Raw genomic sequence first — 26,436 nt, forward strand, 5'->3', positions numbered from 1 at the left:
ATACAATATCTTAATTATAACAAAAGGATAAACAATGGAAGTTTTTTTCGTGGGAAAAGCATGGAAATTTAAAAAAAATCTAAGAGATGAACTTTTAAAAAAAATTGATTATGACAAACTTACGTTTTTAGATAAATTCGATATTAATTTTAAGCCCCAAAAAGAAACAATAATTGTCACAGATGAAAATTCTTATCCTCTTGTAGCCAAAATATTTGCAAACCTTACAAATCAAAATTTAGTGGTAAAAGATAATTTTTTGGTTCCTGAAATGGCAAAATATTCTAAAAATTCCTTCTTAATTGATTTTTATTATCAAATAAATATAATATTATTAAAAGACCAAATACCTGAAATTTTAATAATATCCCCGGAATATGAAGAAATAAACATATTTAATCTGGATATAGAGAGTGCGAAACTGCTGTTGGAGCCTGTTTTTAACGCCTATAAAATAAACCCCGTTATTTTCGAAGAAGCGGGAATAATAAAAATTTACACCGAACCTATTGATTTTAATATAAAAAAGGAAATTTTAAGCACTGTTCCGTATACTGTTTTCGGAAATATATTCGAGCATATTGTAAACAATCTGCCTCCTAAAAAAATAACATTCGCAGAAAGCTGTACAGGAGGGCTTATTGCAAGCACTCTAACAAAAATTTCAGGAAGCAGCAACTGTTTTGACGGAAGCGTTGTGACTTATGCAAACAGAATAAAACACGAATGGCTTGGGGTTGAAGAGCTGACACTTGAAAAATACGGCGCTGTAAGCGAACAAACAGTAAAAGAAATGCTCCTCGGGGCACTTGAAATTTCTAAGGCGGATTATGCCCTGGCCGTTAGCGGAATAGCCGGACCTACAGGAGGGACGCCTCAAAAACCAGTGGGAACTGTATATATAGGCGTGGCAAACAAAAAAGAACTTAAAGTAGAACTTTTACACCTCAAAGGTGACAGAAATTATAATCAGTATCTGGCAATGATGAATGCAATAAGACTTTTTATTACATTTAGCGGCCTTTATAGTAAAATTTCATAAAAAGGCAATTAATGGATTCAATTGAAAGAGTAAAAAAAGCAATAGAAGAAATTCAAAAAGGCAATATCATTATAATGATTGATGATGAAGACAGGGAAAATGAAGGGGATTTGGTATATGCTGGAGTATTTTCAACTCCCCAAAAAGTAAATTTTCTGGCAAGCAAGGCCAAAGGTTTAATCTGTGTATCTTTAACAAAAGAAATAGCTGATAATCTTGATTTAACCCCCATGGTTCCGCAAAATAAAGAGAATTTTTCAACAGCCTTTACAATAAGCGTGGATGCAAAAGAAACCAAAACTGGAATCAGTGCATATGAAAGAGATATGACTATAAAAAAATTAAGCTCACCTGTTTCAAAACCAGACGATTTTGTGCGCCCGGGGCATATTTTCCCGTTAATTGCAAAAGACGGAGGGGTACTAGTCAGAACCGGCCATACAGAAGGAAGTGTAGATATTTGCCGTCTGGCCGGGGTTTACCCCGTAGCGGTAATTTGTGAGATAATGAAAGAAGACGGAACAATGGCCAGAAGAGGAGATTTGAAAGAATTTGCTAAAAAGCACAATTTAACAATAGTATATATTTCAGATATTGTAGAATACAGACTACAGTTTGAAAGTTTGGTTAATATTGAAAAAAAAGAAAAAATAACTATTCAAGGTGTTGATTTTGAAAAAATAACTTTTATTGACCATTTAGGCAATAGACATTATGTACTAGCAAACAATCCAAAAGAAACTACAAATGTAAAATTTTATCCTGTTATGAACAATGTAGATTTTATTTTAAATGAAAAACTTATAGATGAATATAATAAAATATTAGATTATATTAAATATAATTCTGGTGTTATTGTTTTTATCAATTCAAATTCAAATGATAAAAATAAAGAGTTCGGAATAGGGGCTCAAATACTCAAAAACCTTGGAATAAAAAATTTAAATCTGTTTTCACACAAAAAAAGCGAATTTAATTCTTTGAAAGGATTCGGCTTAGAAATAAACAAATATCTGGAAATAAAATGAAAGCGGTAGTTTTGATGAATATGGGAGGGGCAAGAAGTGAAAAAGAACTTAAAGAATTTTTATTTAATATGTTTATGGATAAAAGAATAATAAACTCGCCTTTGAGATATTTTCTTGCGCCCCTTATTTCAAATATAAGATATAAAAAAGTATGGAAAAATTATGAAAAAATCGGCGGCAGCAGAATTTATAAAATTACTGAACAAATATCTAAAAAACTTAAAAACAGCAGTTTTGATGTTTTGTATTCCATGCGATACACAAAACCAAATTTAAAAGATTTAGATTTACAAAAATATGAAGAAATTATCTTTTTACCACTTTATCCACACTACTCTTTTACAACATACCAAAGTAGTGTTGATGAAATAAAAGAGCTTAATTTAAAAATTCCATATAAAATAATAAAACCTTTTTATAAAAATGAAAAATTTAATGAAATAATTAAAGCAAATATTTTAAATTCAATTGATAATCCTAAAAATTGGAATTTAATATTTTCAGCCCACGGACTTCCAAAAAGTATCATAAAAAAAGGTGATTCATACGAAAAAGAAGTAAATGAGCATGTAAATATTTTAAAAAAATTATTACCTGAATTTAAATCTATAAACTTAGCATATCAGTCAAGATTCGGACCGAGTGAATGGCTAAAACCTTATTTACACGAAAAGCTTAAAAAATATAAAAATGAAAATGTTTTAATTTATCCCATTTCATTTATGATAGACAATTCAGAAACAGATTTAGAACTTAAAATTGAGTATAAATACCTTGCAGAAGAAATTGGTATAAAAAATTATAAAGTGGTTGAATGCCCAAATGATAATGAAAACACAATAAATTTTTTAAAGGAATTAATTAATGAAAGCAATAATTCAAAGAGTTAATTATTCTGCCGTTTTTGTTGAAAATAAATTAATTAGTGAAATAAATAAAGGACTAAATGTTTTAATCGGATTTGAATCAACCGATACAGAAGAAAATATTTATAAAATGGCAAAAAAAATTGCAACCTTAAGAATATTTGAAAATTTTTCAAAAAGCATTTTAGATATTGACGGAGAAATACTTTTAATTCCAAACTTTACCATAGCCGGAGTTACCAAAAAAGGGACAAAACCCAATTTTCAATATGCTATGAAAAAAGAATTGGCACAGCAATTTTATGATAAAATGTTAAATGAATTGAATAATTACTGCACCTGTAAAAGCGGTAAATTCGGAGCCGAAATGAATGTAATAATAAATAATGAAGGACCTGTAAGTTTAATATTGGAGATATAAAATGAAAAAAATTGCTTTTATGTTTTTTGCTGTTTTTGCGTTTTCATATAATTTAAAACAGTTTACAACATGCAAGAATGTAAAAAATCTCACACCTGTTGAAATAACCGATGTATTTACCACAAAAGATAAAAAAGTTTTTGCATTTGCAAAATTTACAAATATAGAGGAGAATAGACTGATAGATTTTGTATGGGAAAAAAATGTTAATGACATATGGAAGCTGTATGCCGATATACAACTTCCTATATACAAAGGCCTAAGATGGAGAACATATTCAAACATAAAAATCAGACCTTTTTTTACAGGTAATTGGAGAGTAAGTATTTATGACGGTAACAATATAATTGCCATTAAAGAATTTAAAATTGTTAATGAAGTTAATGAAACAAATTCCGCTCAACAACATTAATCCATAATGTAAAAATTAATGCATTAATTAAATATACGGGGGAAGAGAACAAATTTTTTACTACAAAAAAGCCAAAAGGCAAATAGCTACACAGCCTCCTGATTAAGGGTACTTTTTATTTCATATTATTTAATCAGTTTTAAATTTAAAATTAGGCACTGAGTAAATTATGCTTTTTATATTAAATAATAAAAAATATATACTAATTACAGTGACAGACACTTAATTTTAAAATAAAAAAAGCAGAGGATTATTCAACCTCTGCATCTATTACGTCGTCGTCCCCGCCTTTATTTTGTTGTTGATTCTGTTGTGCTCCACCTTGAGCCTGTCCGCTTGCCGCCATATTCTGAGCCGCTTTTTGCAACTGGGCTTCAAGCTCAGCTTTTAAGCTGTCAATTTTTGCTTTGTCTTCGCTTTGTGCCTGAATAAGTTCTTTTGCTTCTTTGATTTTAGCTTCAAGTGCACTTATGTCACCAAGTTTATCTTTATTGTCTTTTATGAATTTTTCAGCCTGATATGCAACAGCGTCAAGTTCATTTCTTGCTTTTATAGCTTCAATTCTTGCTTTTTCTTTTTTATTTGCTTCTTCAGCTTCTCTAATCATTCTTTGAATTTCTTCTTCATTTAAAGTTGAACTTCCTGTAATTGTAATTTTTTGTTCTTTTCCGCTTGTTTTGTCTTTTGCGCTAACATTCAATACACCGTTTGCGTCTATATCAAATGTAACTTCTATTTGCGGCACACCTCTTGGTGCTGGCGGAATTCCTTCAAGATTGAATTGTCCAAGTGATTTATTGTCTTTTGCAAGTTCTGCCTCACCTTGCAATACATGAATAGTAACCGCTGTCTGGTTATCTTCAGCTGTGCTGAAAATTTGTGATTTTCTAACAGGTATTGTTGTACCTTTTTCAATAATTTTTGTCATTACCCCACCGAGTGTTTCAATACCAAGACTTAACGGTGTAACGTCAAGTAACAATACATCTTTTACTTCGCCTTTAAGAACTCCTCCCTGAATTGCCGCACCAAGTGCAACCACTTCATCAGGGTTTACAGATTTATTAAGTTTTTTACCGTTAAAATATTCGCTTACCAGTTGTTGGACTTTTGGAATTCTTGTACTTCCTCCAACCATTACAATTTCATTGATTTCGTTTTTGCTGAGTCCTGCATCGTTTAACGCAGTATCAATATGTTTTAATGTTTCAGCCAACAAATCGTCAATCATCGCTTCAAATTTTGCTCTTGTCAGTTTTTTAACCAAATGTTTTGGCCCTGTCTGATCTGCTGTAATAAACGGTAAATTTATTTCAGTTTCTTCTTTACTTGATAATTCTTTTTTAGCATTTTCCGCTGCATCTTTTAACCTTTGAAGAGCCATTTTATCATTGCTTAAATCAATTCCGCTCTCTGCTTTAAATTCGCTAATCAACCATTCCATAATTCTTTGGTCAAAATCATCACCACCCAAAAATGCGTTACCGTCTGTTGAAAGTACCTGGAATGTGCCATCGCCGATTTCAAGCACTGTTACGTCAAATGTACCCCCTCCAAGGTCATATACAAGAATTTTTTCTTCACCTTTTTTGTCAAGTCCATAGGCAAGCGCCGCAGCTGTAGGTTCGTTGATAATTCTCAACACATTAAGTCCTGCAATTTTTCCAGCTTCTTGAGTCGCTTTTCTTTGTGAGTCATTAAAGTATGCAGGTACTGTAATTACAGCTTCTGTTACTTCTTCTCCAAAGAATTCTTCTGCGTCTTTTTTAAGTTTCATTAAAATTTTTGCACTAATTTCTTGCGGAGTATATACTTTTCCGTCCACTTCCACCGCACAAGCTCCGTTTTTATCCACAATTTTATATTGAACGTGTTTTTTAGCTTCCTGGGCTTTTGGCTCATTACACATCATACCCATAATTCTTTTTACTGAATAAATGGTTCTTTCCGGATTTGTAATTGCCTGTCTTTTGGCAGGTTCACCCACCAACACTTCGCCTTTGTCTGTAAAAGCCACTACTGATGGGGTTGTGTTTCTACCTTCTTTATTTGGTATAATTTTTGCATCTTTTCCGTCATAGTATGCCATTGCTGAGTTTGTTGTACCTAAATCTATTCCTATTACTTTTGCCATTTTTCCCTCCTTAAGATTTTTTATTTATTGTAACCATTGATGGTCTTATAAGTCTGTCTTTTAATTTATAACCTTTTTGATAAATATCCACTATTGCACCGTCTTCATGCTCTTCACTTTGAACATGCTGAATCGCCTGATGAATTTCAGGATTAAATTCATCATGCTCAACAGGCTCTATTCCGTGGTTTTTAAATGTATCAAGCATTTTTTTAAGTGTTAGCTCCACGCCTTCGACAAGTTTATCGAAAGCTTCTTCTTTATTTTCTATATCACCGGCATGAACAATTGCAAGCTCGAGCGAATCAACTACCGGCAGTAAATCTTTTGCAAATTTTTCATATGCATATTCTATCAGTGCATCTGTTTCTTTTTTAATGATTTTTTTATCGTTTTCACATTTTGCATAAGCCCTGAGTGCTTCATCGAGCTTTTGCTTTAATTCTTCATTTTCTTTTCTCAAAGCTTCCACATCAATTTGCTGCTTTTCATTTTGTTCTTGGTTTTTTTGATTATTTTTTTCATTTTCCATTTTTAACTTTTCATTTTTGTTCATCAGCCCCTCCTTCACTGAACAGGTTCAAAAAATTTGAATATATATCGCCTATCAATATATATTCATACCATTTGTCTTCAACTTTTTTCAAATCTTTATATATAAGTATGCTGTTCATAAAATTTAAACCTTTTCGAATTTTTTCAAATTCGAAATTTATAAAAGGTTTAATATCAATTATTTGAGAAAATTCAAATAATCTTTTTTGATTATAACATAAATATTCATATACAGAATCAATTTTTTTAATTAATTCAGTTAAATTTAAATGATACAAATATGATTCAATCTGAGTGATATATACACCCTCAAGTGATTTTAAAAAATTAAAGATATTTTCATCATATTTAAATATCAGTTCGTTTTTTTCAAATTCAAGAATTATAAATTTATGATATTTATAAACCTTTTTTAGCAACTCATTTTCAAAGATCTTAGCCGTAAAATAAAGATTATTAAACTCTATTTTTTCTTCCAGCTTGTTAAAATCCGGATCAAATTCCTCAAAATATTCTCTCCAAAAAGCTTTTAAGGCTTTTTGGGAAGGTTTGGAACCGCTTGCCAAATGCTCTTTTTCTATCAATCCTGATTCTTTTAATTTCTGCAAATAGCTTCTTATACTAGAAGCTGAAAAAGGCAAATTTGCTTTTTCTTTCAGTTTAGTTGAGCTTATTGGAGATTCCTCTTTTAAATAATTTTTTATTAACTCCTCTAAAACTAACTCAACCTTATTTTTCATTTTGTCACTCTTTATGTTTAATTGACAGTATTATTATACAAAATAAATTTTATATTGTCAAGTTTTTTATATAAAATATTTAGGAAAATTTAGTCTATTTTACTCAATTTTCTCATAAAATCTAATTATTGACAAAAACATCGCGGTTACGGCAGGTCCTATTATGATGCCCCAAAGCCCGAAAGATGAAAGCCCGGCAAGAATAGAAAAGAATATAAGGAGTGAATTTACTTCAAATTCCCCTTTAAACAATTTTTTTACATTATCTATAATTATCGGTTTTATAAATGTATCCGCTATAACGGAAATCATAGCCACAGAATATATTGCAACTATTAACGCTCCCTCACTGTTTCCCTGAGCATATAAATATAAACTTACAGGCCCCCACATCAAAATACCGCCTACAACAGGAATAAGTGATGCAAAAGCATACATAACTGTAAAAAATATAAAGTTAAGCCCGTATATACTTACAATAAATCCGAACAATACACCCTCTAATAATGCCGTTAAAACAGTGGAATAAAAAACTATACTCATAACTTCGCTTGTTCCGAAAAATATTTTTTCAAGCTTTTCATTTTCAAGAGGTATTATCTTTTGTAAAAACAAAAGTGTTTCTTTTCCGTATAAAACGGCAAAAAAGAAAAATATAACTATCAAAAACGCATCTTTTAAAAACACGGCGCTTTTTGCTGTAATTGTTCCTACAAAAGGCATAATGGTATTATAAATTTGAGTAATATGCTCCGGATTAATATAAGTTTTTACTTCATCTTGCATAAATGATGGAAGATAATGAATAAGATTCTGAGCTTTAGTCAAAATATCTTTTATTTCATTTATATCTATTTGGGTTATAACACTTCCCGCTTTGAAAATAAAATATAAAATAGGCCCGAAAATCAAAAAAGCAAAAATAAATGTAACTATTGTACTTACTAAATATTTATTTTTAATTTTTAATGAAATAAAATATATAACTTTTCCAAAAGCCACAGCCATAAGAGAAGCTATTGCAATATCAAGTAAATACGGTTTATATGTGAGATATACAAAATAACCTATAATTAATGTAAGAATTCCCAAAATTTTCATTTTTCCCCCTAAAATAGACTGCAAGGCGTAAAATTTAAAATTTCATATGTTTTTCTTGTTGCAATTCTGCCTTTTGGCGTTTTTTCTATAAATCCGTTTGCAATTAAAAAAGGTTCAATTACCTCTTCTATTGTATCCGCATCTTCACTTAAAGCCGCAGAGATAGTTGAAAGTCCCAGAGGTTTTTTAGCCTCGGCCAGCAAACTTAAAAATCTGATATCAAGTTCGTCAAATCCGTATTCGTTAATTCCCAAAGCGTCAAGTGCAAAATCGGCAATATTTTTATCTATTGTTTTTTTATTTTCCACTTCGGCAAAATCTCTTACCCTTTTAAGCAGCCTTAAGGCAATTCTCGGGGTTCCCCGCGAACGTTTGGCTATTTCAACTGCGGCATCGTTATTTATACCGATATTCAGTTTTTTACTTGCAAGTTTAACAATAAGGCTTAATTCTTCAACATTGTAAAAATTAAGTCTGAAGCTCATTCCAAACCTGTCCCTTAAAGGATTACTCAGCATTCCGGCTCTTGTAGTGGCCCCGATAAGAGTAAATTTTGCGACATCAATTTTAATGCTTTGAGCCGCAGGTCCGCTTCCTATTACAATATCAAGCCTGAAATCTTCCATGGCTGAATATAAAACTTCTTCGATTGTAGATTTTAATCTGTGAATTTCATCTATAAACAGAATGTCACCGTCTTCAAGATTAGTTAAAATTGCCGCCAAATCTCCACTTTTTTCAAGCATTGGAGCGGCTATTGTTTTAATACTCGAATTCATTTCGTTTGCAATAATATTGGCCAAAGTTGTTTTACCAAGTCCGGGAGGGCCGAAAAAAAGAATATGATCAACCGTTTCGCTTCTTTTTTTAGCCGCTTCAATAAAAACTTTTAAATTTTTTTTAATCTGTTCCTGACCTATATATTCATCAAAATTTTTAGGTCTTAATGATTTTTCGTATGTTTCTTCAAAACTTACTTTTTCTATTTCGACTATTCTCATTAATAAATCTCTTCAACGCCCGGAAATCTGGAATTTTTAACATCATCTACATATTTTTTGACAGCAACTCTAACCATCTCAGCCCCGTTTAAATAACGTCTTACAAATTTAGGTTTAAAGCTTTCAAAAAATCCAAGCATATCAGACCAGACTAAAACCTGGCCGGTCGTATATCTCCCTGCGCCTATTCCAATTGTAGGAATTTTTATTATCTCAGTTATTTCTTTTGCGACTTCTTCTTTTACTCCTTCGATTACAAGCATAACCGCACCAGCCTCTTCTATTGCTTTGGCATCTTCAAGCAGCTTTTGGCGGGAAATTTCGTCTTTTCCCTTTACTTTATACCCACCTTCACTTCTGCTAAACTGAGGCATTAAACCTATATGCCCCACCACAGCTATGGCGTTATTTGTCAATAATTTAACGGTATCCGCTTTTTCAGCTCCACCTTCAAGTTTAACGGCATCCGCTTTTGTCTCTTTATAAACCCTTATTGCGTTTTCAAGCGCTTTATTGGGTGTAGAATAACTTCCAAATGGCATATCGCATACAATAAAAGCTTTTTTTGCCCCGTTGCACACGGCTTTGGTATGATATATCATCTGCTCCATTGTAGCTGTCAATGTATCGTTTTCTCCCATAAAAGACATATTTAAACTGTCTCCCACCAAAATAATATCTGCAATATCATCAAAAATTTTTGCAAAAAGAGCATCATAAGCGGTAATCATAGTAAGTTTTTCTTTTTTTTGTAATTTTGAAATAGTATTTTTCATTACCTGCCTTTTGATATAATTTCATATAATTATATCACAAAGGAAAAGAATGAAAAAACTCATAGCATATATAACCTGCGCTTATCCGGATAAAAATTTCACCATTGATTTAATAAACTCTTTAAAAGAAAACGGGGTGGATGGAATTGAACTCGGCATTCCCTTTTCAGACCCCGTAGCTGACGGTCCAATAATTCAGGAAGCTGATAAAAGGGCATTGGAAAACGGTTTTAAAATGGACGATTTGTTTGAAGTAGGTGAAAAAACAGGAAATAAAATAGATACCTATTGGATGGGATATTTTAATAATTTTTATCATAAAGGTTATGATTTTATGGTAAAAAAAGCAAAAGAGGCAAATATCAAAGGTTTTATCATTCCGGACCTGCCGTTCGAAGAAGCACAATATTATGAGAGTAAATTCCCTTTAATTTCCTTTGTGGCACCAACCGATTCTAAAGAAAGAATCAAAAAAATTCTTAAAAACCCAAAAGAATTTATATATCTCGTGGCATATGCCGGAATTACAGGTGCCGCAAAACAGGAAGATTTAAAAGAAATTATTGAATACATAAAAAACATCACTTCAACCCCTTTATTTATAGGGTTCGGTGTTAATGAAAAAACAGCCAAAGAAAAAGCAAAAGGCGTTGACGGGGTAATTGTAGGAAGCGCTTTTATAAAAATTCTTTTAGACGATTCGCTTAAAAACAGTGAAAAAATAAAAAACATTTCAAAAACGGCAAAAAATATAAAAGAAATAATTAATTCCTGAGCGTTTGTCTTACTTTTTAGTTATAATACTTTTATTAAATTAAAACTTAAACTTTTCTTAAAAAGGACTTGATTTTTTAAGGAAAAATTGATATAATTTTACTGTCAGCCGCAGTAAATGTAAGTTGAAAATGAAAAATTAAAGTGCAAAATGAAATGTTTTATAATATATTTTTAACTTTACACTTTTAACTTATAACTTATTTTTACTGGGGCTGACACGGATTTCGACGTGGGTAGAAAGCCCTAAGCTGCACGCGTGCCTGAGTAAGCACTAAAACGGCTCATTAAAAATAAACGCAGTAAATAACACAAATTATAGCCCAGCAGTAGCAAGAGCTGCTGCCTAATCATTAATTCGGGCGCCTTCGTCCGGTGAGGTTTGCCACAGCCTCGGACGAAGAGTAAAGTGTGGATAGAAATAAAGGCTTCGGATGCGGCCTTTATTTCGAAACTTTAGCATCCCTCTTTCCAAAAAGGCTTTGTTTGTTGGGCCTTGGAAAGAAGTAAAACCAATAAACTAAGCGTGTAGGCGCTTGGGGTACTCTACTGGCGGACTGGGGTTCGATTCCCCACAGCTCCACCAAAAGTTCAAGTTCTTGGATTTTTGATGGAGCTGGCATACCGGGAGGCTGCCCAAAAGGAGGAAAGTCCGGGCTGCGGCAAGGCAGGAGTCAGCCTAACAGGCTGCCGCCGAAAGGCGAGGGAAAGTGCCACAGAAATCAAACCGCCGATGGGGTTAATCCCACAGGCAAGGGTGAAAAGGTGAGGTAAGAGCTCACCGGGAATGTAGCAATACATTCCGCCGGTAAACCCACTCCGCAGCAAGAAGGGATGGTAAAGCCTTGCATATTTACCCTTCGCTCAAGCGGCACTGCAAAGTGTGCGCAAAGATAAATAGCCTCCAAAACAGAACCCGGCTTACAGGTATGCCTAAAGCTCTATATTCTTAAGATTTCTTTGCTCGGTTAAATTAAATATAACTTCTTCACTGAAAAGTTCATTACAGTTGGGACATCTTTTGGAATAAAGAGGAAAAGTTTTTTTACAGTTTTTACAAACATACTCAAATTCCAAAGTGGCAAAATCTTTTGGAAGATAATTTAAAACTTTAATTTCAAAAGGTGTAAATTCAGTAATTTTCCATTTACCGTTTTCTTTAAATTTTTTTGGTATATCACTCCTGTAAAAAATTAAATCAAAAAAATTATAAATCTCTTTATCATCAATTAATTCATAGGCTTTTTTAGGATTTGTTTGTAATAAATATGAAATATATTCCCTTTTAATAAAAGGATATTTTTTATAAACATCATCTATATTTTTAAATTCTTTGCAAAATTCTTTACAGCTTCCAAGTTTAAGATAATTCAAAACTGCGTTTGCTTTTTCTTTTTCCAGATTGACACCAAGTTCTTCAAATATTTCTATAATATCTACCGTTTCTTTATAATTGCCGAGTTTTTCGTCTATTATTAAAAGAGTTTTAAGCGTTTCTTTATCCCTTGGCCTGATTTGAAGAATCTGATATGCAACGGTTTTTGCTTTTTCCAAAAAACCGGCTTTTACATAAAGAGCTGTTATTTCTTTTAATATTTCAACACTTTTTACATTTTTATTTATCCACAGATAAATTTTTAACGCTTTTTCATAATCCCCCTCTTTTTTATAAGCACGGGCAAGCAAAATAAGCGCTTCAACAGAAGAATAATCAAGTTTAACATTTTCAATTTCCAAATATTCAAAATCTTTTAAAAAATTATGAAGTTTCTGTTCTTTTAAATATTCCCTAAACCTTCCGATGGCTATAGTTATTAGAGAGCTTAAAAGTATAATTATTATAAATAAAATAATCTGAAACAGAGGGTCACGCATATTTAATCCTTAAATAAATGAAAAATTAAAAATGTAAAGTTAAAAATTATCTTCAATTATACATTATTTTATTATAATTCCATTATGATAAAAAACGAATCGATAGAAAATTTAAAAAGTATCATAGATATTGTAGATGTTATAGGAAATTATATCCAGTTAAAAAAAGAAGGAAGCAACTATAAAGCCCTTTGTCCTTTTCATTCGGAAAAAACCCCTTCATTCGTAGTAAGTCCCGCCAAACAGATATACCACTGTTTCGGATGCGGTGCAAGCGGCGATGCCATAAAATTCGTAATGGATATGGAAAAACTCTCTTATCCGGAAGCTATAGAAAAACTTGCAAGTATGTACAATTTTAAACTTGATTACACATCATCAAAATCGTTTATAAAAATTGACATTTTAGAATCGGTTAATAATTATTACATTTCAAATTTATATAAAAACAAAACAGCTCTTGAATATCTAAAAGAAAGAGGCTTAAAAGATTCAACCATAGAAAAATTTTCCCTCGGATTCGCACCCGATTCAACAACACAGATAAAATATTTTAAAAACGCCAAATTAGATTTTAAGGCTTTAAATGAACTTGGCGTTCTTGTAAACAACGAATATCCTCGTCTGATTGAGAGAATAACATTCCCCATTTTTTCTTCAAGCAATAAAATAATAGCTTTCGGGGGAAGAACCATAACAAATCATCCCGCAAAATATATAAACTTTACAAACACAAAAATTTTTAACAAATCAAAAATACTTTACGGGCTTAATTTTGCAAGGGAACATATTTTAAGAAAAAAAGAAATAATAATAGTGGAAGGATATATGGATGTGATAATGCTGCATCAGGCGGGATATGAAAATGCAGTTGCAACGCTTGGAACGGCACTTACCTTGGAACATCTTCCGATTTTAAAAAAATTAAATGCAAAAACAAATATTTTATATGACAGCGACAGTGCAGGAATTAATGCGGCTTTGAAAGCGGCCAAAATGCTTTATAGAGAATTTTTCGAGGGAAAGGTTATTTTGCTTGAAGGGGGCAAAGACCCTGCCGATATTGTTAAAAACGGCGAAAATTTAGAAAATTATATAAATAAAAGTATAAATTTTAAAGATTTTATAATTGAAAACACTATACAAAAATATGATATAAAAAATGCCGTTCAAAAACAAAAATGTCTTAATGAATTAAAAGAATATATAATAAAATTACCGGAAATTTTAAAAGAAGATTTTATCTTAACAACATCCCAGCTGTTACAAATAAACCAGAGACTTTTTTATATAAAAACAAACAAAAAACCTGAAAACCAAAATAAAAAACTGGATATAGCAGAAGCAAGCATTATAAAAACACTCTATGAAAACCCCGGTATAATGGATGAAATTGTTGAATATTTAAGCGTAGACGTTTTTAAAACCCACAAAAATGAATTGCAGCTTGTATATGCCGAAGATTTCAAAAATCCAGATTTGCTCGATATAGTTTTAAGAGATGAAGTTAAAATTCTTTCTTTCGAAGCGTTAAAAAATCAAATCAGAAAACTTTTAATTCCTTATTATCAGGAAAAAGTTCTAAAAATAAAATCAGATAAAAACTTAACCCCAAATGAAAAAATGCATAAATTAAAAATTTTTAATTTAAAACTTCAGCAACTTAAAAAAGGAGAGCTTGTTGAAAGCGATAGCACTCTTTAGCGGGGGGCTTGATTCAGCCCTTGCTATAAAACTTATTCAAAAACAAAACATTACGGTAGAAGCACTTTATATTGATATAGGATTTGAAACAAACAAAGAAAAAATTGAATTTTTAAAAAGGGCTTCTGAAAAATTAAATGTAAAATTACATATTGAAGACATAAAAGACGAATATATCAAAAATATACTTTTTTCCCCTAAATACGGATATGGCAAAAATCTTAACCCGTGTATCGACTGCCATGCGAATATGATTAAAGTTGCTAAAAATATTATGGAAAAAATAGATGCAAAATTTATAATAAACGGTGAAGTGGTTGGGCAAAGGCCTATGAGCCAGAGACTTCCTGCAATGAATGCTGTTACAAACCTTTCAGGTGCAAAAGGGCTTATTTTAAGACCGCTAAGTGCAAAATTACTGCCTCCTACCATTGCTGAAATAAAAGGATGGGTTGAGAGGGAAAAACTTTTGGGTATAAGTGGCAGGGAAAGGAGAGTGCAGCTTGAACTTGCTAAAAAATACAATATCGAGGATTTTATAGAATCTCCTGGCGGCGGATGCCTGCTTACCGATGCAAATTTTTCAAAAAGAGTTATTGACTTAAAAAACAGTCTTGGATTTAGCTCAAAAGAAATAGATATTTTAAAAGTAGGAAGACATTTTAACATAAACGGATATAAAATAATTATATCAAGAAACAAAGACGAAAATCCTGTACTTAAAAACTACAAAGGAGACTTGTTCGAAATAATGACATGCAATAATTTCCCTGGCCCTGTCGGTCTTATCCAAAAAAACACATCCCAGGATATAAAACAGCTTGCAAGTGATATGATGGTAAGTTATACAAAATTTGAAAAAGGAGAAATATTAATAGGGAACAAAAAATATCTTGGAGAAAAAAAAGATAAAAAAGAGTTTTCTAAGTATATAATTTGATTTTTATTAATTTTTCATTTTACATTTTACACTACTCACTACTCACCACTCACCACTCACTATTTTATGTATCCTTTTTTATAAAGCCAGGTATAAATTTTACTTACAATATCTCCCGCAGCTGAGCCTCCGTGCCCCCCGTGTTCTATTAAAACTGTTACCACAAACTGCGGTTTTCTGTAAGGTCCGTAAGTGCTCAGCCATGCATGAGAACGTTTAAAATAAGCAAGTTCGTCTTCTCTTTTTCTTTTTTTAACAGCCTGGGGGATAGAATAAACCTGTGCCGTACCTGTTTTCCCTGCTATTTGAAAAGGGGTATGAATATGTCTTGTGGCTGTTCCCCCCGGGGAATTACAAACTTCCCACATTCCTTTTCTTATTATCCATAAACTTCTTTTTTCTTTTTTACTTAAAACATCTTTTAAAACCGGCTTTTTAATATTATTGTCTATTTTTTCAACCAAAAAAGGTTTTGGCAATTTTCCACTTGCAATCAAAGCGGTATTTACAGCAACTTGCAAAGGAGTGGCCAAAAAATATCCCTGCCCTATAACAGCATTTAATGTTTCCCCTATAAACCACGGTTGGTGATATTTATTTACCTTCCATTTTTTATCTGGAACAATACCTGTTTTTTCATTAGGCAAGTCAATTCCCGTTTTTTTGCCAAATCCCATTTTTTTAAGATTTTTGGACAAATAGTCTATTCCTATTTTTAAACCGAGCTGATAATAATATGTATCGACACTTCTTTTTATCGCTTTTATCAAATCTGTTTTTCCATGGCCTGAAGGCTTCCAGTCTCTGAATTTTCTTCCCCCTATTTCAATATACCCGGGACATTCTATTTTTTTCCACGGATTCCATTTCCCGCTTGCGGCAGCAATTAACCCTTCAGCGGGTTTGACAATGGAACCCGGAGGATAAAGACCGCTAACGGGTTTATTTAAAAGGGGATTATATATGTCAAATAAAAGTTTATTCCATTTATCTACACTTATGCCTTTTACAAAAAGATTGTCATCATACGAAGGATATGAAACAAGTGCCAAAATTTCTCCGTTTGTTTTCATTACCACAACCGCAGCACCTCGTTTATGTTCTTTTTTTAATAAATTGTAAATAAACGTTTGCAGATTTGTATCTATACTTAAAGTAATATTATGAGTAACAGGTTTTTTGACACTCAGTGTTTTTAATATTATGTTTCTTGCGTTTACAATAACTTTTTTTTCTCCCGCCTCTCCTTGCAAAATATTGTCATAATATTTTTCCACTCCTCTTTTACCGCTGATTTGGGTAAGTGATATCACAGTGTTGTTTTTTAAATCGTTAATATTTGCACGGGAAACATATCCCAAAACATTAGCCAAAATTTCCTTATACGGATATTCCCTTAAGTAACTTGGCAAAATATAAAAATCCTCGTCTATTGACAAAAAAGGCTCTATTTTATAAATAGTGTTTTCATCCATATATTCAAGAATCGTCACAGGTTTGTGATTATATAAAGAATCATACATTTTATATGTTTTAATAAGCTTTGTTTCATTAATATCCGGAACAAGCTGTTTTAAAAAATCAATTTTTTCTTTTAATATATTTTCTTTTAAATGCGGTTTTAAAGCAATATCGAATCTTAATTTATTAAAAGCTACCGGCTTATTGAATCTGTCAAAAATAATTCCCCTTACAGGCGGCAGCAATATAGTTTTTTCTTTGTTTTCCTTTGCAAGTTTATTATATTTGCAATAAGAAAGAATGCTTAAATCATAAATCCTGTATATAAGAATTAAAAAAAACAGAAAAATAAATGTTATAACGATTTTGCTTCGCACTTAAAAACCTTGATTAATAAAATATCAAATGAATAATTGAACAGCATATACATTAACAAAACATATATATTTACAGACTGAACAAAATAGATAAATAAAAAAATATACACAATTAAGACAAATACAACATCCTGATATTCAGGATTAATATAATCTATAATTTTATTTACTAAAAAAAACTTCAAAAAAAGATAAATAAATAATAAATAATAAATATTTACATTATGAATAATTGAAAAAAAGCCTATATAAACCACTCCTAAAATCCATTCGTCACAAAATAAAAAAAATCCTATCAATATAGGAAAAAAAGGCAAAAGAGCACTAAAAGAATTTATAAAAAATATTAAAATTATTTTTATAAATGTGTTAAAAGTGCTGTTTCGTTGCAATTCGGAAAAAATTTGCATTTTATACAATCCGCCCATATTTTTTTATCCGGTATAGATTCTTTCGGTATTTCCACAAAACCGAGTTTTTCAAAAAATTCTTTTTTGTAAGTAAGCACCAAAACTTCTTTTAATCCTAAGCTTTTAGCTTCTTTTAATAAAGTGTTTACTATTTCTTTACCGATTCCTTTTCCCTGATAATTCTTTTTTACCCCGAGTGAACGAATTTCCCCCAAAAAAGGGGAAAAAATATGAAGTGCGCCTACACCTACGGGTTTTTTCCCATCGTAAGCGACAACATAAGAACGGATATTTGTAGCAACTTCGTCATCATCTCTTTTTAAGATTATACCCTCGTCTACATATTCTTTTACAACTTCCTGAATATCTTTTATATTTTTTAACTTCGGTTTTACTAATTTAATATCTTTTAATTTTTCATTTTTCATTTTTCATTTTCCATTTTATAATTTCCCCATAAAATCTGATTAATTTTTTCTTTTACTTTGTCAAACCCTCTTTTTTTTATATTGGACACCAAAAGAGCATTTGGATAATCTTTTTTAAGTTTTGAAATTTCGCTTTGTTTTAGTTTGTCTATTTTTGTAAAAACAGTAATTATCTGCTGGTCTGGTCTTATAAATGAGTTTAAATAATTATCTACATTTTCATCTATTTCAAGATTCGGATGTCTTGCGTCCCTTAAATGGATAAAAAGTTTTATATTAAATCTGTTTTTTAAAAATTGATCCAGATTTTTACCCCACTCCTTTTTTAGCGATTTGGAAACTTTTGCATAACCGAATCCGGGTAAATCAATTAAAATAAATTTTTTATCATCATCTTCAATTTCAAAAAAATTAATAAGCTGAGTTTTTCCGGGTGTTGAAGATATTTTTGCTATTTTCTGGTTTAAAAAAGCATTTAAAAAACTGCTTTTGCCTACATTACTCCTCCCAAGAAGCGCTATTTCAAGCATACTCGGCTCAATCGCCTCTTTTATACTCGGGGCCGATTTTAAAAATTTCACTTTCATTTTTTAACCTTTATAATAATTACCGCAGGTTTGTTTACACCTTTTACAACCGCTTTTTTTGAAAATTTATTCAATTTTATATATCCGCCTTTTACGCTCTCATTAGTTTCTGTTTTCTTTACAAAAGCATTACCTTTTAAAATAATATCCCCGGAATTTACTTTATAATCCAAATAATCGCAGTATCCTTTATAAGTGGTGTTTTTATCCAGATTCAAAATAAATTTAACCCTCCCCAAAGCGACTAATTCTTTTAAAGATTTGTCTTTATTTAAATAAACTTTTATTTCATCGGCCAAAATATTGTCAATACCTTTTGTGGCGTTTACATCCCCTTTAAAATCCGAATAAAATTTATCAGGATAATAATTAAATGTTTTGCTTACAATTTTCAAATCATCCGCATGTAAAAAAACCAGCATTAAAAAAATTATTAATTTTTTCATTTTTTAACCTTTATATAATAAATTATATTTTTAGCATAAATATTCTTATTTCTGTCTATTTTAAAATATTTTCCTTTTCCTTTTGCTTTACCGGACGTGAAATTAAAATCATTTCCACTCAATGCTTTTTTTGCTTCATAATAAATTACATTTTTGGAATGCAGGATATAATCACTGTTTTTATAAGTCGCATTTTTAGCTTTAATAACATTATTGTTTTTTAAAGCCCATTTCGCAAAATATTTTTCTTGTTTTACTATATCATTGGCATAAAGGTTATTGAATTCATAATAATTTTTAAAAATATTCAATTTTTTAAAAGTTCCGTTGATTTCCAAAACAAAATTATATTTTTTAAATGTTCCGTTAGCAACCTCGATTAAAGGCAGTGTATTATTGTTTTTATGTTTAACACTTTTATATGTTTTCGTAGACATAAAAACGGGAAACAACATTATAAATAATATAAGAAAAAAAAATATTATTTTTGCCATAATTCTAAAAATTTATTATATAAATTTTCTTCTTTTAACAAAATTTCAATCATTTCCGCAACGGCTCCTTCTCCGCCTTTTTTATTTAAAGGATAATTTACATATTCATAAATAAAAGATGAAGCGTCATAAGGGGCAAATGTTCTTTTTACAAGCTTTAACATAGAAAAGTCGTTCATATCATCACCTATAACCGCCACTTCATCCAATGTTATTCCAAAATGATCTGTTATTCTTTTAAGCTCATCCGCTTTATTTCTTATACCCTGCCTTACGATTGTAATATCAAGTTCTTTTGCCCTTCTTTCAACAATTTTAGAAACCCTGCCGGTGATAATCGCACTTTTTTTACCCAAAGCGTTCCACGATTTTATCATCAACCCGTCTTTGGTATTAAATGACTTTATTTCATCCCCGCTTTCACTGTAATATATTTTCCCGTCCGTCAAAGTCCCGTCAACATCAAGCACTATCAATTCAATCATATATTTACCTTTAATTTTTCACTTTAAACTTGGCTTTTGGCAACTCACTACTCACTACTCACAACTCACCACTCACTTATATAACCCCTTTTGTAGAAGGCACTCCGCTTTCTCTAAACTCAAGAGCCCTTCTAAGAGCCAGGGCAAAAGCTTTAAAAGCCGATTCGACTATATGATGTTTATTCGTTCCTCTTTTATAAATTATATGTGCACTTATTTTAAAATTAAATACCAAAGATTTAAAAAATTCTTCCACAAGTTCTAAATCAAAATCTTTTATTGCTCCGTCTATTGGCATTTCATAAACCAAATAAGGTCTGCCTGAAATATCCATAGCAACCTCAACTGCGGCTTCATCAAGAATTGCCACGGAATTTGAAAATCTTTCAATATTGTTAATCGGAAAAACTTCTTTATTTAAAGCCTGCCCTAAAACAATTCCGACATCTTCGACACTGTGGTGATAATCCACAAAAATATCACCTTCGCAGAAAATATTCATATCTATTCCGCTGTGTTTTGAGAAGGCTTCAAGCATATGGTCAAAAAAACCTATCCCCGTGGAAATTTCAGATTTTCCGCTCCCGTTTATGTTAACACTGATTTCTATATTTGTCTCTTTTGTTTTTCTTTTTATTTCAGTCATCTAATCTCCTACAATAAATCCGTTGATATTATTTTGAAGCTTAAATTTTTTGGCTTCGTTGTAACTTTCAAATCCGGTAATAAAAACTTTGTTTAAACCGTTTATAGTTTTAATAACCGTATTATAACCTAAATTTTTATATTTTTTAGCTGTAATTTCAGCCCCCTCATACCTTTGAAAAGCACCGATTTGAATCATATATCCGTTTACATAATCTTTTCCTTTAAAACCGACAACTTCCACTCTTACAGGTGCGGTTCCTGTAGCATCTATTCCGATTTTTTTGGCTGCCGCATAACTTAAATCTATAATTCTTCCTTTTACGAAAGGGCCTCTGTCGTTTATCCTTACAATTACACTTCTGCCGTTGTTTAAATTTGTAACTTTTACCATTGTGTTCATAGGAAGTGTTTTATGGGCTGCGCTATATTCATACATATTGTAAATTTCACCGTCACTTGTATATTTTCCGTGAAAATTAGGTCCGTACCAGCTTGCTGTCCCCGTTTGTGTCCATCCGATTGGAACATGTTTTTTTGGAATATAAACATTACCGTTTACGGCATAAGCTTTTTGAGTCGCCTTTTTAGCCCCGGGTGTCGGATAAACCACTGTTTCATATTCTTTTTCGCTGCAACCCGTAAAAATAAGCAAAATTATCCCTATTAAAAACACTGTTTTTTTCATTTAAACTCCTGAGGAATTTTTAACACTTCTCCTATTCTTATTAAAGAAGATTTCAAATTGTTAATTTTTTTAATTTTATTAAAACTCACGCCGTATTTTCTGGCAATTTTTCTTAAAGAATCGCCTTTTTTAACCTTATAACTGACAAACACGGAATTTAAAGGGATTACAAGCTTCTGACCTATATGCAAAAATTTTCCTATTTTATTAAAATCCCTGATAAGTCTTATTTTAGTATCAAATCTTTTTGCTATTTTACCTAATGTATCCCCTTTTTTTATTTTATACACAAAAAAATGTTTTTTAGGATTAAAATGCAGCTTAAAATATGCAAGCTTTTCATAAGGAATATAAATATAATATTTATAAGGGGGTGTAAAAATATAATTCAGATGATAATTATGTTCCCTTAAATCTTTTAAAGAAACATGTAAAAGTCTGCTTACATATATAAGGCTTGTTCCGGGAGGCACTTCAACCTTTTCCCACGAAGCCGTTACCCCGCTGTTTAAAAGATAAGAATTCGAATATTTAATAAATTCATCACTGTTAAACAAAAAAGACATTGCCAGGATTTTTAAAATATATTTTCTTGTTTCTTTAGGGAGATACTGCCTTTTTAAACCTCTTTGATACTTTAACAGTCCGTTCAGACTTAAAGGCTCTTTTTTTAATTTCAAATAAAGTTTATGAAGAGGGGCATAAGCATATCTTCCGTGTCTTTGATAATTTTTAATTATTTTTCTGTATTTTTTAATTGTTTTATCTCTTTTACATTTTTTCCCCAGTTTTTTACACAGTTTATCCACTTTTGCCCTTACCACGGCCTCTACAATTCTGGCTTCCCCGGCATTATAAGCCATAACGGCCAGATACCATTTGCCAAAAAATTTATGCAAATTTTTCAAATATTTAATTGCCGCTTTTGTGGATTTTACAGCATCTTTTCTTTCATCGACATATTCGTTGATTCTGAGTCCGAATCTTTTGGCGGTAACGGGCATAAACTGCCAAAGTCCTATGGCTCTTTTATTTGACTTTGCGTCTATATTCAAGTAACTTTCTGCAAATGCGACAGAAATAAGCTCTTTTGGAATTTTGGAGGATATTATCTGATTTCTTATAAGAGGCAGATAATCATATCCGTTTTCCAAAAGATTTAAAAAATAGCTTTTTTTCCTTTTTGAATAAATTTTATATAAATAATTTAATTTTTTATTGTTTATAAAACTGTTTTCAATATCCAAACTGTTTAATATTTGAATATTTTTATTAGTATATAAATCTCCATACAAAAAAACGGCTATTATAATAATTAAAAATTTTTTCATAATTTAAAAATCCTTTTAGCATTATTGGTTGTAATATTTTCAACCTCTTCAGGACTGAGATTCCAGAGTTCACTGATTTTATCCCTTACATAAACAGTATACATAGGTTCGTTTCTTTTACCTCTAAACGGATGAGGTGTGAGATATGGGGCATCTGTTTCTATAACCACTTTTTCTTTTGGAATTTTTGGAAACACATTTACAAGTTTTTTAGCATTTTTAAATGTAATAACCCCGCCTATTCCGTAATAAAACCTATCAGAAAATCTTAAAAGCTGCTCAGCCGCGTTAAAACAGTGAAAAACCCCCTTTATTTCAGGGTTATTTTCAATAATCTCTTGGGTATCACTTGTTGCATCTCTTACATGAACAATTATAGGTTTGTCATATTCCTTTGCAATATCAATTTGTGCCTGAAACATTTCTCTTTGTTTTAGACGCTGCTGTTCATCTTTTACCCAATAATAATCAAGTCCTATTTCCCCCACCGCAACGCATTTTGGATGATTTATATGTTCAAGCAGCAGTTTTTCTTCATATTTATCTATATCAACAGGATGTATCCCGACGGCAAAATAAATTTCATAATATTTCTCGGCTAAATCAACAGCCCTTGGTAAATCTTTAGGATCTGCCGCCGGAATTATAAATTTTTTAACCCCTGCTTCCTCTGCTCTTTTAATTACTTCATCAATATCATTTATAAATTTTTCATTATCCAAATGAGTATGTGTATCTATTATCATACTGCTTCCTTTTGTAACATTATCTTATAAAAAAGTATATATAGTTGTAAAGAATAGTAACTTTTAACTATAATTGTACAAAAAAAGGAGATTAAATGGCAAATAGACCAACTTTTACAAGAGAGGAAGCCTTAGAATACCATGCAAAACCGGTCCCTGGTAAAATTGCAATAGAAGTTACAAAACCTGTTAAAGATTCAAAAGACCTTTCAATCGCATATACCCCGGGAGTTGCTATTCCATGTCTTGAAATAGATAAAGATGAAAACCTGGCATACGAATATACCAATAAAGCAAACCTTGTAGCGGTAATTTCTGATTCTACTGCGGTTTTAGGGCTTGGAACATTAAAACCGGTTGCAGGTAAACCTGTAATGGAAGGGAAATCAGTATTATTTAAAAAATTTGCTTTTGTTGACGCATTCGATATAGAACTTCAGGTTCACGACATTGACGAAATTGTTAATGTAAGCTGGGCAATGGCGCCAACATTCGGAGGAATAAATCTTGAGGATATTAAAGCTCCAAAATGTTTTGATATAGAAAAAAAACTTCAGGAAAAATGCGATATTCCAATCTTTCACGATGACCAACACGGAACAGCAATCATTTCAGGTGCGGCTATAATTAACGGAGCAAAACTTACAGGCAAAAAATTAGAAGAGCTCAGAGTAGTAATTATAGGTGCAGGTGCCGCCGGACTTGCCGCTGCTGAAATGTATACGGCTCTCGGAATTAAAAACATAGTTCTTGTTGATTCAAGAGGTGCAATTACCACAAGAAGAACCGATTTAAATAAATATAAAGAGCCTTGGGCTGTTGATGAAGATATAGTTACACTTGCAGATGCCTTAAAAGGCGCAGATGTGGTGGTTGGGAACTCTGCTGCAAACTGTATTTCTCAGGAAATGGTAAAAACTCTAAATCCAAACGCCATGCTTTTTGTTATGGCAAATCCAGACCCTGAAATCAAACCCGAACTTGCACTGGAAGTCAGAGATGATTTAATCATAGGAACAGGAAGAAGCGATTATCCAAACCAGATAAACAATGTTTTGGGATTCCCTTACATATTCAGGGGTGCGCTTGACACACACGCAAAAGCGGTAAATATGGAAATGAAAATTGCAGCCTGTCATGCTTTGGCCAATCTAGCTCAAAAGAAAGTTCCTCAATATGTAAAAGATGCATATAACGGAGCTGATTTGAAATTTGGCAAAAGTTATATCCTTCCTAAACCGTTTGACAGAAGGGTATTTGTTGACGAATCTGTAGCAGTTGCAAGAGCGGCACTCGAAACCGGCGTTGCAAGAATAAAAGTTGACAATATAGACAAATGGGTAGAAGGATATAAAAACCACCTAATTAATATGCTAAAAGAAAAAGAAGGAATCGATTACTACGCCGAATAATTCTTTTTCCCCTTCTTTTAAAACCTATAAAGATGAATTAAAAATAACTTCAAAGAAAAAAATGACAGCTCAATGCTTCATTTTGCTAAAGCACCACTCAAATTTTGCTAAAAATTGCAAACAGCTACGCAGCCCTTACGGGTTGAGTGCAATTTTTTTAACGCAAAATTTTCGTTAAATTACACAACGCTATCATTTTTTTTCTTTTTCGTTAAATAATTTAATCTTCTTTTGATATAATTTATAAAAAAGGTTTTTTTATGCTAAAAATTGGTATTGTTACAATGAGCGACAGGGCAAGTGCCGGAATATATGAAGACAAAAGCGGAAAAGAAATAGAAAAATTTTTAAATGAAAATATACAAAATGAATTTGAAATTATTTACAGACTGATTCCCGACGAGTTTAATGAAATTGTTAACACTTTAAAAGAATTAATTTCCCTTAAATGCTCTTTAATTTTGACAACAGGAGGCACGGGGCCCTCACCAAGGGACGTAACACCGGAAGCAACAAAAGAAGTAATAGAAAAAGAACTGCCGGGATTTGGGGAACTTATGAGAATGCATTCATTAAAATATGTACCGACTTCAATTTTGGCCAGGGGAATTGCAGGGGTTGTCAAAAACACATTTATTTTAAATCTTCCGGGAAGCCCAAAAGCGATAAAAGAAAATTTAGAAGCGGTATGGGCGGCAATTCCGTATGCCGTTGATTTAATCGGAGGTGATTATATTGAAAGTAAAAGTGCTTTCAGACCCAAAAAAAAATCATAAAAGTGCTTCAATTTTATTTTCAAGGTCTTTAATCTTTTTCTTAAGCTGCTCATTCTCTATTCTGTATTGGGAATTTCTGTTTTTTACAGCTTTTAAATCACTTTTTAACTTATTAATTTCATCTTCAAGCAAAGACAGATTTCCAAGGGCCCTTTGAAGCTGAATCTGATATTTTTTTATCAGTAATTCCGCTTCTGAAAGATTTTCTTCCAATAATTTTTCGTTTTCATTAGTTTTTTCCCACAAATGTTTATAATAAAACATTTTAAATATTAAAAATAAAATAACTAAAATTGTAATTGATAAAAAAATCCAGTTAAATATCAATTTTTTTTACCCTTCTTTCGTGTCTTCCGCCTTCAAATTCATGGGTCAGCCAAGCTTCGAGAATAGATTCCGCTACACCCAAACCTACAATCCTGGCACCGAAACATAGAATATTGGCATCATTATGGCGTTTTGCCATTTCAGCCGTATAATAATCATGACAAAGAGCGGCTCTAATACCTTTATGTTTATTTGCAGCCAGACTCATTCCAATTCCGCTGCCACAGATAAGTATCCCTTTTGTTCCGGGATTAGCCAAAACCGCTTCGGCTACTTTATGCGCATAATCAGGATAATCCACGCTTTCTTTTGAATAACACCCCAAATCCTCTACATCTATTCCTTTTTTTTGCAGATACTCTATTACAAAAGGTTTTATTTCAAATCCCGCATGGTCTGTTCCGATAAAATACTTCATATACTTCCTTTTTGATAAAATTATAACAAAAAAGGA

The 26,436-nt window shown here is 31.6% G+C and carries 29 protein-coding genes and 2 other RNA genes; 12 read left to right on the plus strand and 19 right to left on the minus strand.

Going from position 1 to position 26,436, the window contains the following annotated elements; translation table 11 throughout:
- Positions 1–34 precede the first annotated feature (34 nt).
- The 5 genes from DZ65_RS0101190 to DZ65_RS0101210 are packed head-to-tail and all read left to right on the plus strand — an operon-like array spanning position 35 to position 3,769.
- On the plus strand, positions 35–1,042 hold the full coding sequence (locus tag DZ65_RS0101190) for a CinA family protein (RefSeq protein ID WP_024789107.1): 1,008 nt from the start codon (positions 35–37) through the stop codon (positions 1,040–1,042).
- Between the two features lie 11 nt (positions 1,043–1,053).
- Positions 1,054–2,070 carry a bifunctional 3,4-dihydroxy-2-butanone 4-phosphate synthase/GTP cyclohydrolase II gene (locus tag DZ65_RS0101195; RefSeq protein WP_024790526.1) on the plus strand — a complete coding sequence of 339 codons (1,017 nt, stop codon included), beginning with the start codon at positions 1,054–1,056 and terminating at the stop codon, positions 2,068–2,070.
- Entirely contained in the window at positions 2,067–2,960 is an 894-nt protein-coding gene (hemH, locus tag DZ65_RS0101200; RefSeq protein WP_024789109.1) for a ferrochelatase, read from the plus strand. Before DZ65_RS0101195 ends, hemH begins: the two co-directional genes overlap by 4 nt.
- Entirely contained in the window at positions 2,935–3,357 is a 423-nt protein-coding gene (gene dtd, locus DZ65_RS0101205) for a D-aminoacyl-tRNA deacylase (RefSeq protein ID WP_024789110.1), read from the plus strand. The genes hemH and dtd overlap by 26 nt, the downstream gene beginning before the upstream one ends.
- Before the next feature lies 1 nt (position 3,358).
- Positions 3,359–3,769 carry a DUF2914 domain-containing protein gene (locus DZ65_RS0101210; protein WP_024789111.1) on the plus strand — a complete coding sequence of 137 codons (411 nt, stop codon included), beginning with the start codon at positions 3,359–3,361 and terminating at the stop codon, positions 3,767–3,769.
- 250 nt (positions 3,770–4,019) lie between these two features.
- Here the strand turns inward: DZ65_RS0101210 and dnaK are convergent, their stop codons facing one another.
- From dnaK to panB, 6 genes are all read right to left on the minus strand, one after another.
- Positions 4,020–5,903: a molecular chaperone DnaK gene (gene dnaK / locus DZ65_RS0101215; protein WP_024789112.1), complete on the minus strand. Its 1,884-nt coding sequence runs from the start codon at positions 5,901–5,903 to the stop codon at positions 4,020–4,022.
- 10 nt (positions 5,904–5,913) lie between these two features.
- On the minus strand, positions 5,914–6,459 hold the full coding sequence (locus DZ65_RS0101220; protein ID WP_035003027.1) for a nucleotide exchange factor GrpE: 546 nt from the start codon (positions 6,457–6,459) through the stop codon (positions 5,914–5,916).
- Entirely contained in the window at positions 6,446–7,198 is a 753-nt protein-coding gene (locus DZ65_RS0101225; protein WP_024789114.1) for a hypothetical protein, read from the minus strand. Before DZ65_RS0101225 ends, DZ65_RS0101220 begins: the two co-directional genes overlap by 14 nt.
- Positions 7,199–7,297: 99 nt before the next feature.
- Positions 7,298–8,299: an AI-2E family transporter gene (locus DZ65_RS0101230; protein ID WP_024789115.1), complete on the minus strand. Its 1,002-nt coding sequence runs from the start codon at positions 8,297–8,299 to the stop codon at positions 7,298–7,300.
- An 8-nt stretch (positions 8,300–8,307) separates the two neighbouring features.
- On the minus strand, positions 8,308–9,300 hold the full coding sequence (ruvB, locus tag DZ65_RS0101235; protein WP_024789116.1) for a Holliday junction branch migration DNA helicase RuvB: 993 nt from the start codon (positions 9,298–9,300) through the stop codon (positions 8,308–8,310).
- The gene (gene panB, locus DZ65_RS0101240; RefSeq protein ID WP_024789117.1) at positions 9,300–10,076 is read right to left on the minus strand and encodes a 3-methyl-2-oxobutanoate hydroxymethyltransferase; all 777 of its coding nucleotides are present in this window, start codon (positions 10,074–10,076) and stop codon (positions 9,300–9,302) included. Before panB ends, ruvB begins: the two co-directional genes overlap by 1 nt.
- A gap of 49 nt (positions 10,077–10,125) precedes the next feature.
- Here panB and trpA point away from each other — a divergent pair, with 49 nt between their 5' ends.
- The 3 genes from trpA (at position 10,126) to rnpB (ending at position 11,790) form a co-directional block, all read left to right on the plus strand.
- Complete coding sequence (trpA, locus tag DZ65_RS0101245) at positions 10,126–10,851, plus strand: tryptophan synthase subunit alpha (protein ID WP_024791115.1); 726 nt, start codon at positions 10,126–10,128, stop codon at positions 10,849–10,851.
- A 210-nt stretch (positions 10,852–11,061) separates the two neighbouring features.
- Positions 11,062–11,436: a transfer-messenger RNA gene (gene ssrA / locus DZ65_RS10520) on the plus strand.
- 30 nt (positions 11,437–11,466) lie between these two features.
- Positions 11,467–11,790: RNase P RNA component class A (gene rnpB / locus DZ65_RS10460), an RNA gene on the plus strand.
- On the opposite strand, the gene DZ65_RS0101255 is transcribed toward rnpB, so the two are convergent.
- Positions 11,784–12,725, minus strand: a complete 942-nt coding sequence (locus tag DZ65_RS0101255; protein ID WP_024786887.1) for a lipopolysaccharide assembly protein LapB — start codon at positions 12,723–12,725, stop codon at positions 11,784–11,786. The two genes, rnpB and DZ65_RS0101255, sit on opposite strands and share 7 nt — an antisense overlap.
- Positions 12,726–12,809: 84 nt before the next feature.
- Here DZ65_RS0101255 and dnaG point away from each other — a divergent pair, with 84 nt between their 5' ends.
- Positions 12,810–14,429: a DNA primase gene (gene dnaG, locus DZ65_RS0101260; RefSeq protein WP_024790528.1), complete on the plus strand. Its 1,620-nt coding sequence runs from the start codon at positions 12,810–12,812 to the stop codon at positions 14,427–14,429.
- Entirely contained in the window at positions 14,407–15,369 is a 963-nt protein-coding gene (locus DZ65_RS0101265; protein WP_024790529.1) for an argininosuccinate synthase domain-containing protein, read from the plus strand. Before dnaG ends, DZ65_RS0101265 begins: the two co-directional genes overlap by 23 nt.
- A 59-nt stretch (positions 15,370–15,428) precedes the next feature.
- Here DZ65_RS0101265 and mrdA read toward each other — a convergent pair whose 3' ends face one another.
- From mrdA to DZ65_RS0101320, 10 genes are all read right to left on the minus strand, one after another.
- The gene (mrdA, locus tag DZ65_RS0101270; protein WP_024790530.1) at positions 15,429–17,207 is read right to left on the minus strand and encodes a penicillin-binding protein 2; all 1,779 of its coding nucleotides are present in this window, start codon (positions 17,205–17,207) and stop codon (positions 15,429–15,431) included.
- A 358-nt stretch (positions 17,208–17,565) separates the two neighbouring features.
- On the minus strand, positions 17,566–18,045 hold the full coding sequence (locus DZ65_RS0101280; protein ID WP_035906994.1) for an N-acetyltransferase: 480 nt from the start codon (positions 18,043–18,045) through the stop codon (positions 17,566–17,568).
- Positions 18,042–18,632 (minus strand): ribosome biogenesis GTP-binding protein YihA/YsxC, encoded by a 591-nt coding sequence (gene yihA / locus DZ65_RS0101285; protein ID WP_024790531.1) that lies wholly within the window; start codon positions 18,630–18,632, stop codon positions 18,042–18,044. The genes DZ65_RS0101280 and yihA overlap by 4 nt, the downstream gene beginning before the upstream one ends.
- Complete coding sequence (locus DZ65_RS0101290) at positions 18,629–19,078, minus strand: LptA/OstA family protein (protein WP_024786894.1); 450 nt, start codon at positions 19,076–19,078, stop codon at positions 18,629–18,631. Before DZ65_RS0101290 ends, yihA begins: the two co-directional genes overlap by 4 nt.
- Positions 19,075–19,515, minus strand: a complete 441-nt coding sequence (locus DZ65_RS0101295; RefSeq protein ID WP_156920205.1) for a hypothetical protein — start codon at positions 19,513–19,515, stop codon at positions 19,075–19,077. The genes DZ65_RS0101290 and DZ65_RS0101295 overlap by 4 nt, the downstream gene beginning before the upstream one ends.
- A 44-nt stretch (positions 19,516–19,559) precedes the next feature.
- A complete protein-coding gene (locus DZ65_RS0101300; protein WP_024790533.1) occupies positions 19,560–20,057 on the minus strand; it encodes an HAD family hydrolase in 498 nt (165 codons plus the stop codon).
- Between the two features lie 76 nt (positions 20,058–20,133).
- Entirely contained in the window at positions 20,134–20,703 is a 570-nt protein-coding gene (gene hisB, locus DZ65_RS0101305; protein WP_024786897.1) for an imidazoleglycerol-phosphate dehydratase HisB, read from the minus strand.
- On the minus strand, positions 20,704–21,390 hold the full coding sequence (locus DZ65_RS11400) for a septal ring lytic transglycosylase RlpA family protein (RefSeq protein ID WP_024790534.1): 687 nt from the start codon (positions 21,388–21,390) through the stop codon (positions 20,704–20,706).
- A complete protein-coding gene (locus DZ65_RS10295; protein WP_024790535.1) occupies positions 21,387–22,721 on the minus strand; it encodes a lytic transglycosylase domain-containing protein in 1,335 nt (444 codons plus the stop codon). Before DZ65_RS10295 ends, DZ65_RS11400 begins: the two co-directional genes overlap by 4 nt.
- On the minus strand, positions 22,718–23,467 hold the full coding sequence (locus DZ65_RS0101320; protein WP_024790536.1) for a TatD family hydrolase: 750 nt from the start codon (positions 23,465–23,467) through the stop codon (positions 22,718–22,720). Before DZ65_RS0101320 ends, DZ65_RS10295 begins: the two co-directional genes overlap by 4 nt.
- A 95-nt stretch (positions 23,468–23,562) precedes the next feature.
- Here DZ65_RS0101320 and DZ65_RS0101325 point away from each other — a divergent pair, with 95 nt between their 5' ends.
- On the plus strand, positions 23,563–24,879 hold the full coding sequence (locus tag DZ65_RS0101325; RefSeq protein WP_024790537.1) for a malic enzyme-like NAD(P)-binding protein: 1,317 nt from the start codon (positions 23,563–23,565) through the stop codon (positions 24,877–24,879).
- A gap of 260 nt (positions 24,880–25,139) precedes the next feature.
- Positions 25,140–25,655, plus strand: coding sequence for a molybdopterin adenylyltransferase (gene mog, locus DZ65_RS0101330; protein WP_024790538.1), 516 nt, complete (start codon positions 25,140–25,142; stop codon positions 25,653–25,655).
- On the opposite strand, the gene DZ65_RS0101335 is transcribed toward mog, so the two are convergent.
- The gene (locus DZ65_RS0101335; RefSeq protein WP_024789134.1) at positions 25,650–25,982 is read right to left on the minus strand and encodes a hypothetical protein; all 333 of its coding nucleotides are present in this window, start codon (positions 25,980–25,982) and stop codon (positions 25,650–25,652) included. The two genes, mog and DZ65_RS0101335, sit on opposite strands and share 6 nt — an antisense overlap.
- Complete coding sequence (rpiB, locus tag DZ65_RS0101340) at positions 25,972–26,400, minus strand: ribose 5-phosphate isomerase B (RefSeq protein ID WP_024790539.1); 429 nt, start codon at positions 26,398–26,400, stop codon at positions 25,972–25,974. The genes DZ65_RS0101335 and rpiB overlap by 11 nt, the downstream gene beginning before the upstream one ends.
- Between the last annotated feature and the right edge of the window lie 36 nt (positions 26,401–26,436).

Origin of the sequence: Lebetimonas sp. JS032 (assembly GCF_000523315.1) — a bacterium.
In the GTDB taxonomy this organism is placed as follows: Bacteria; Campylobacterota; Campylobacteria; order Campylobacterales; family Nautiliaceae; genus Lebetimonas.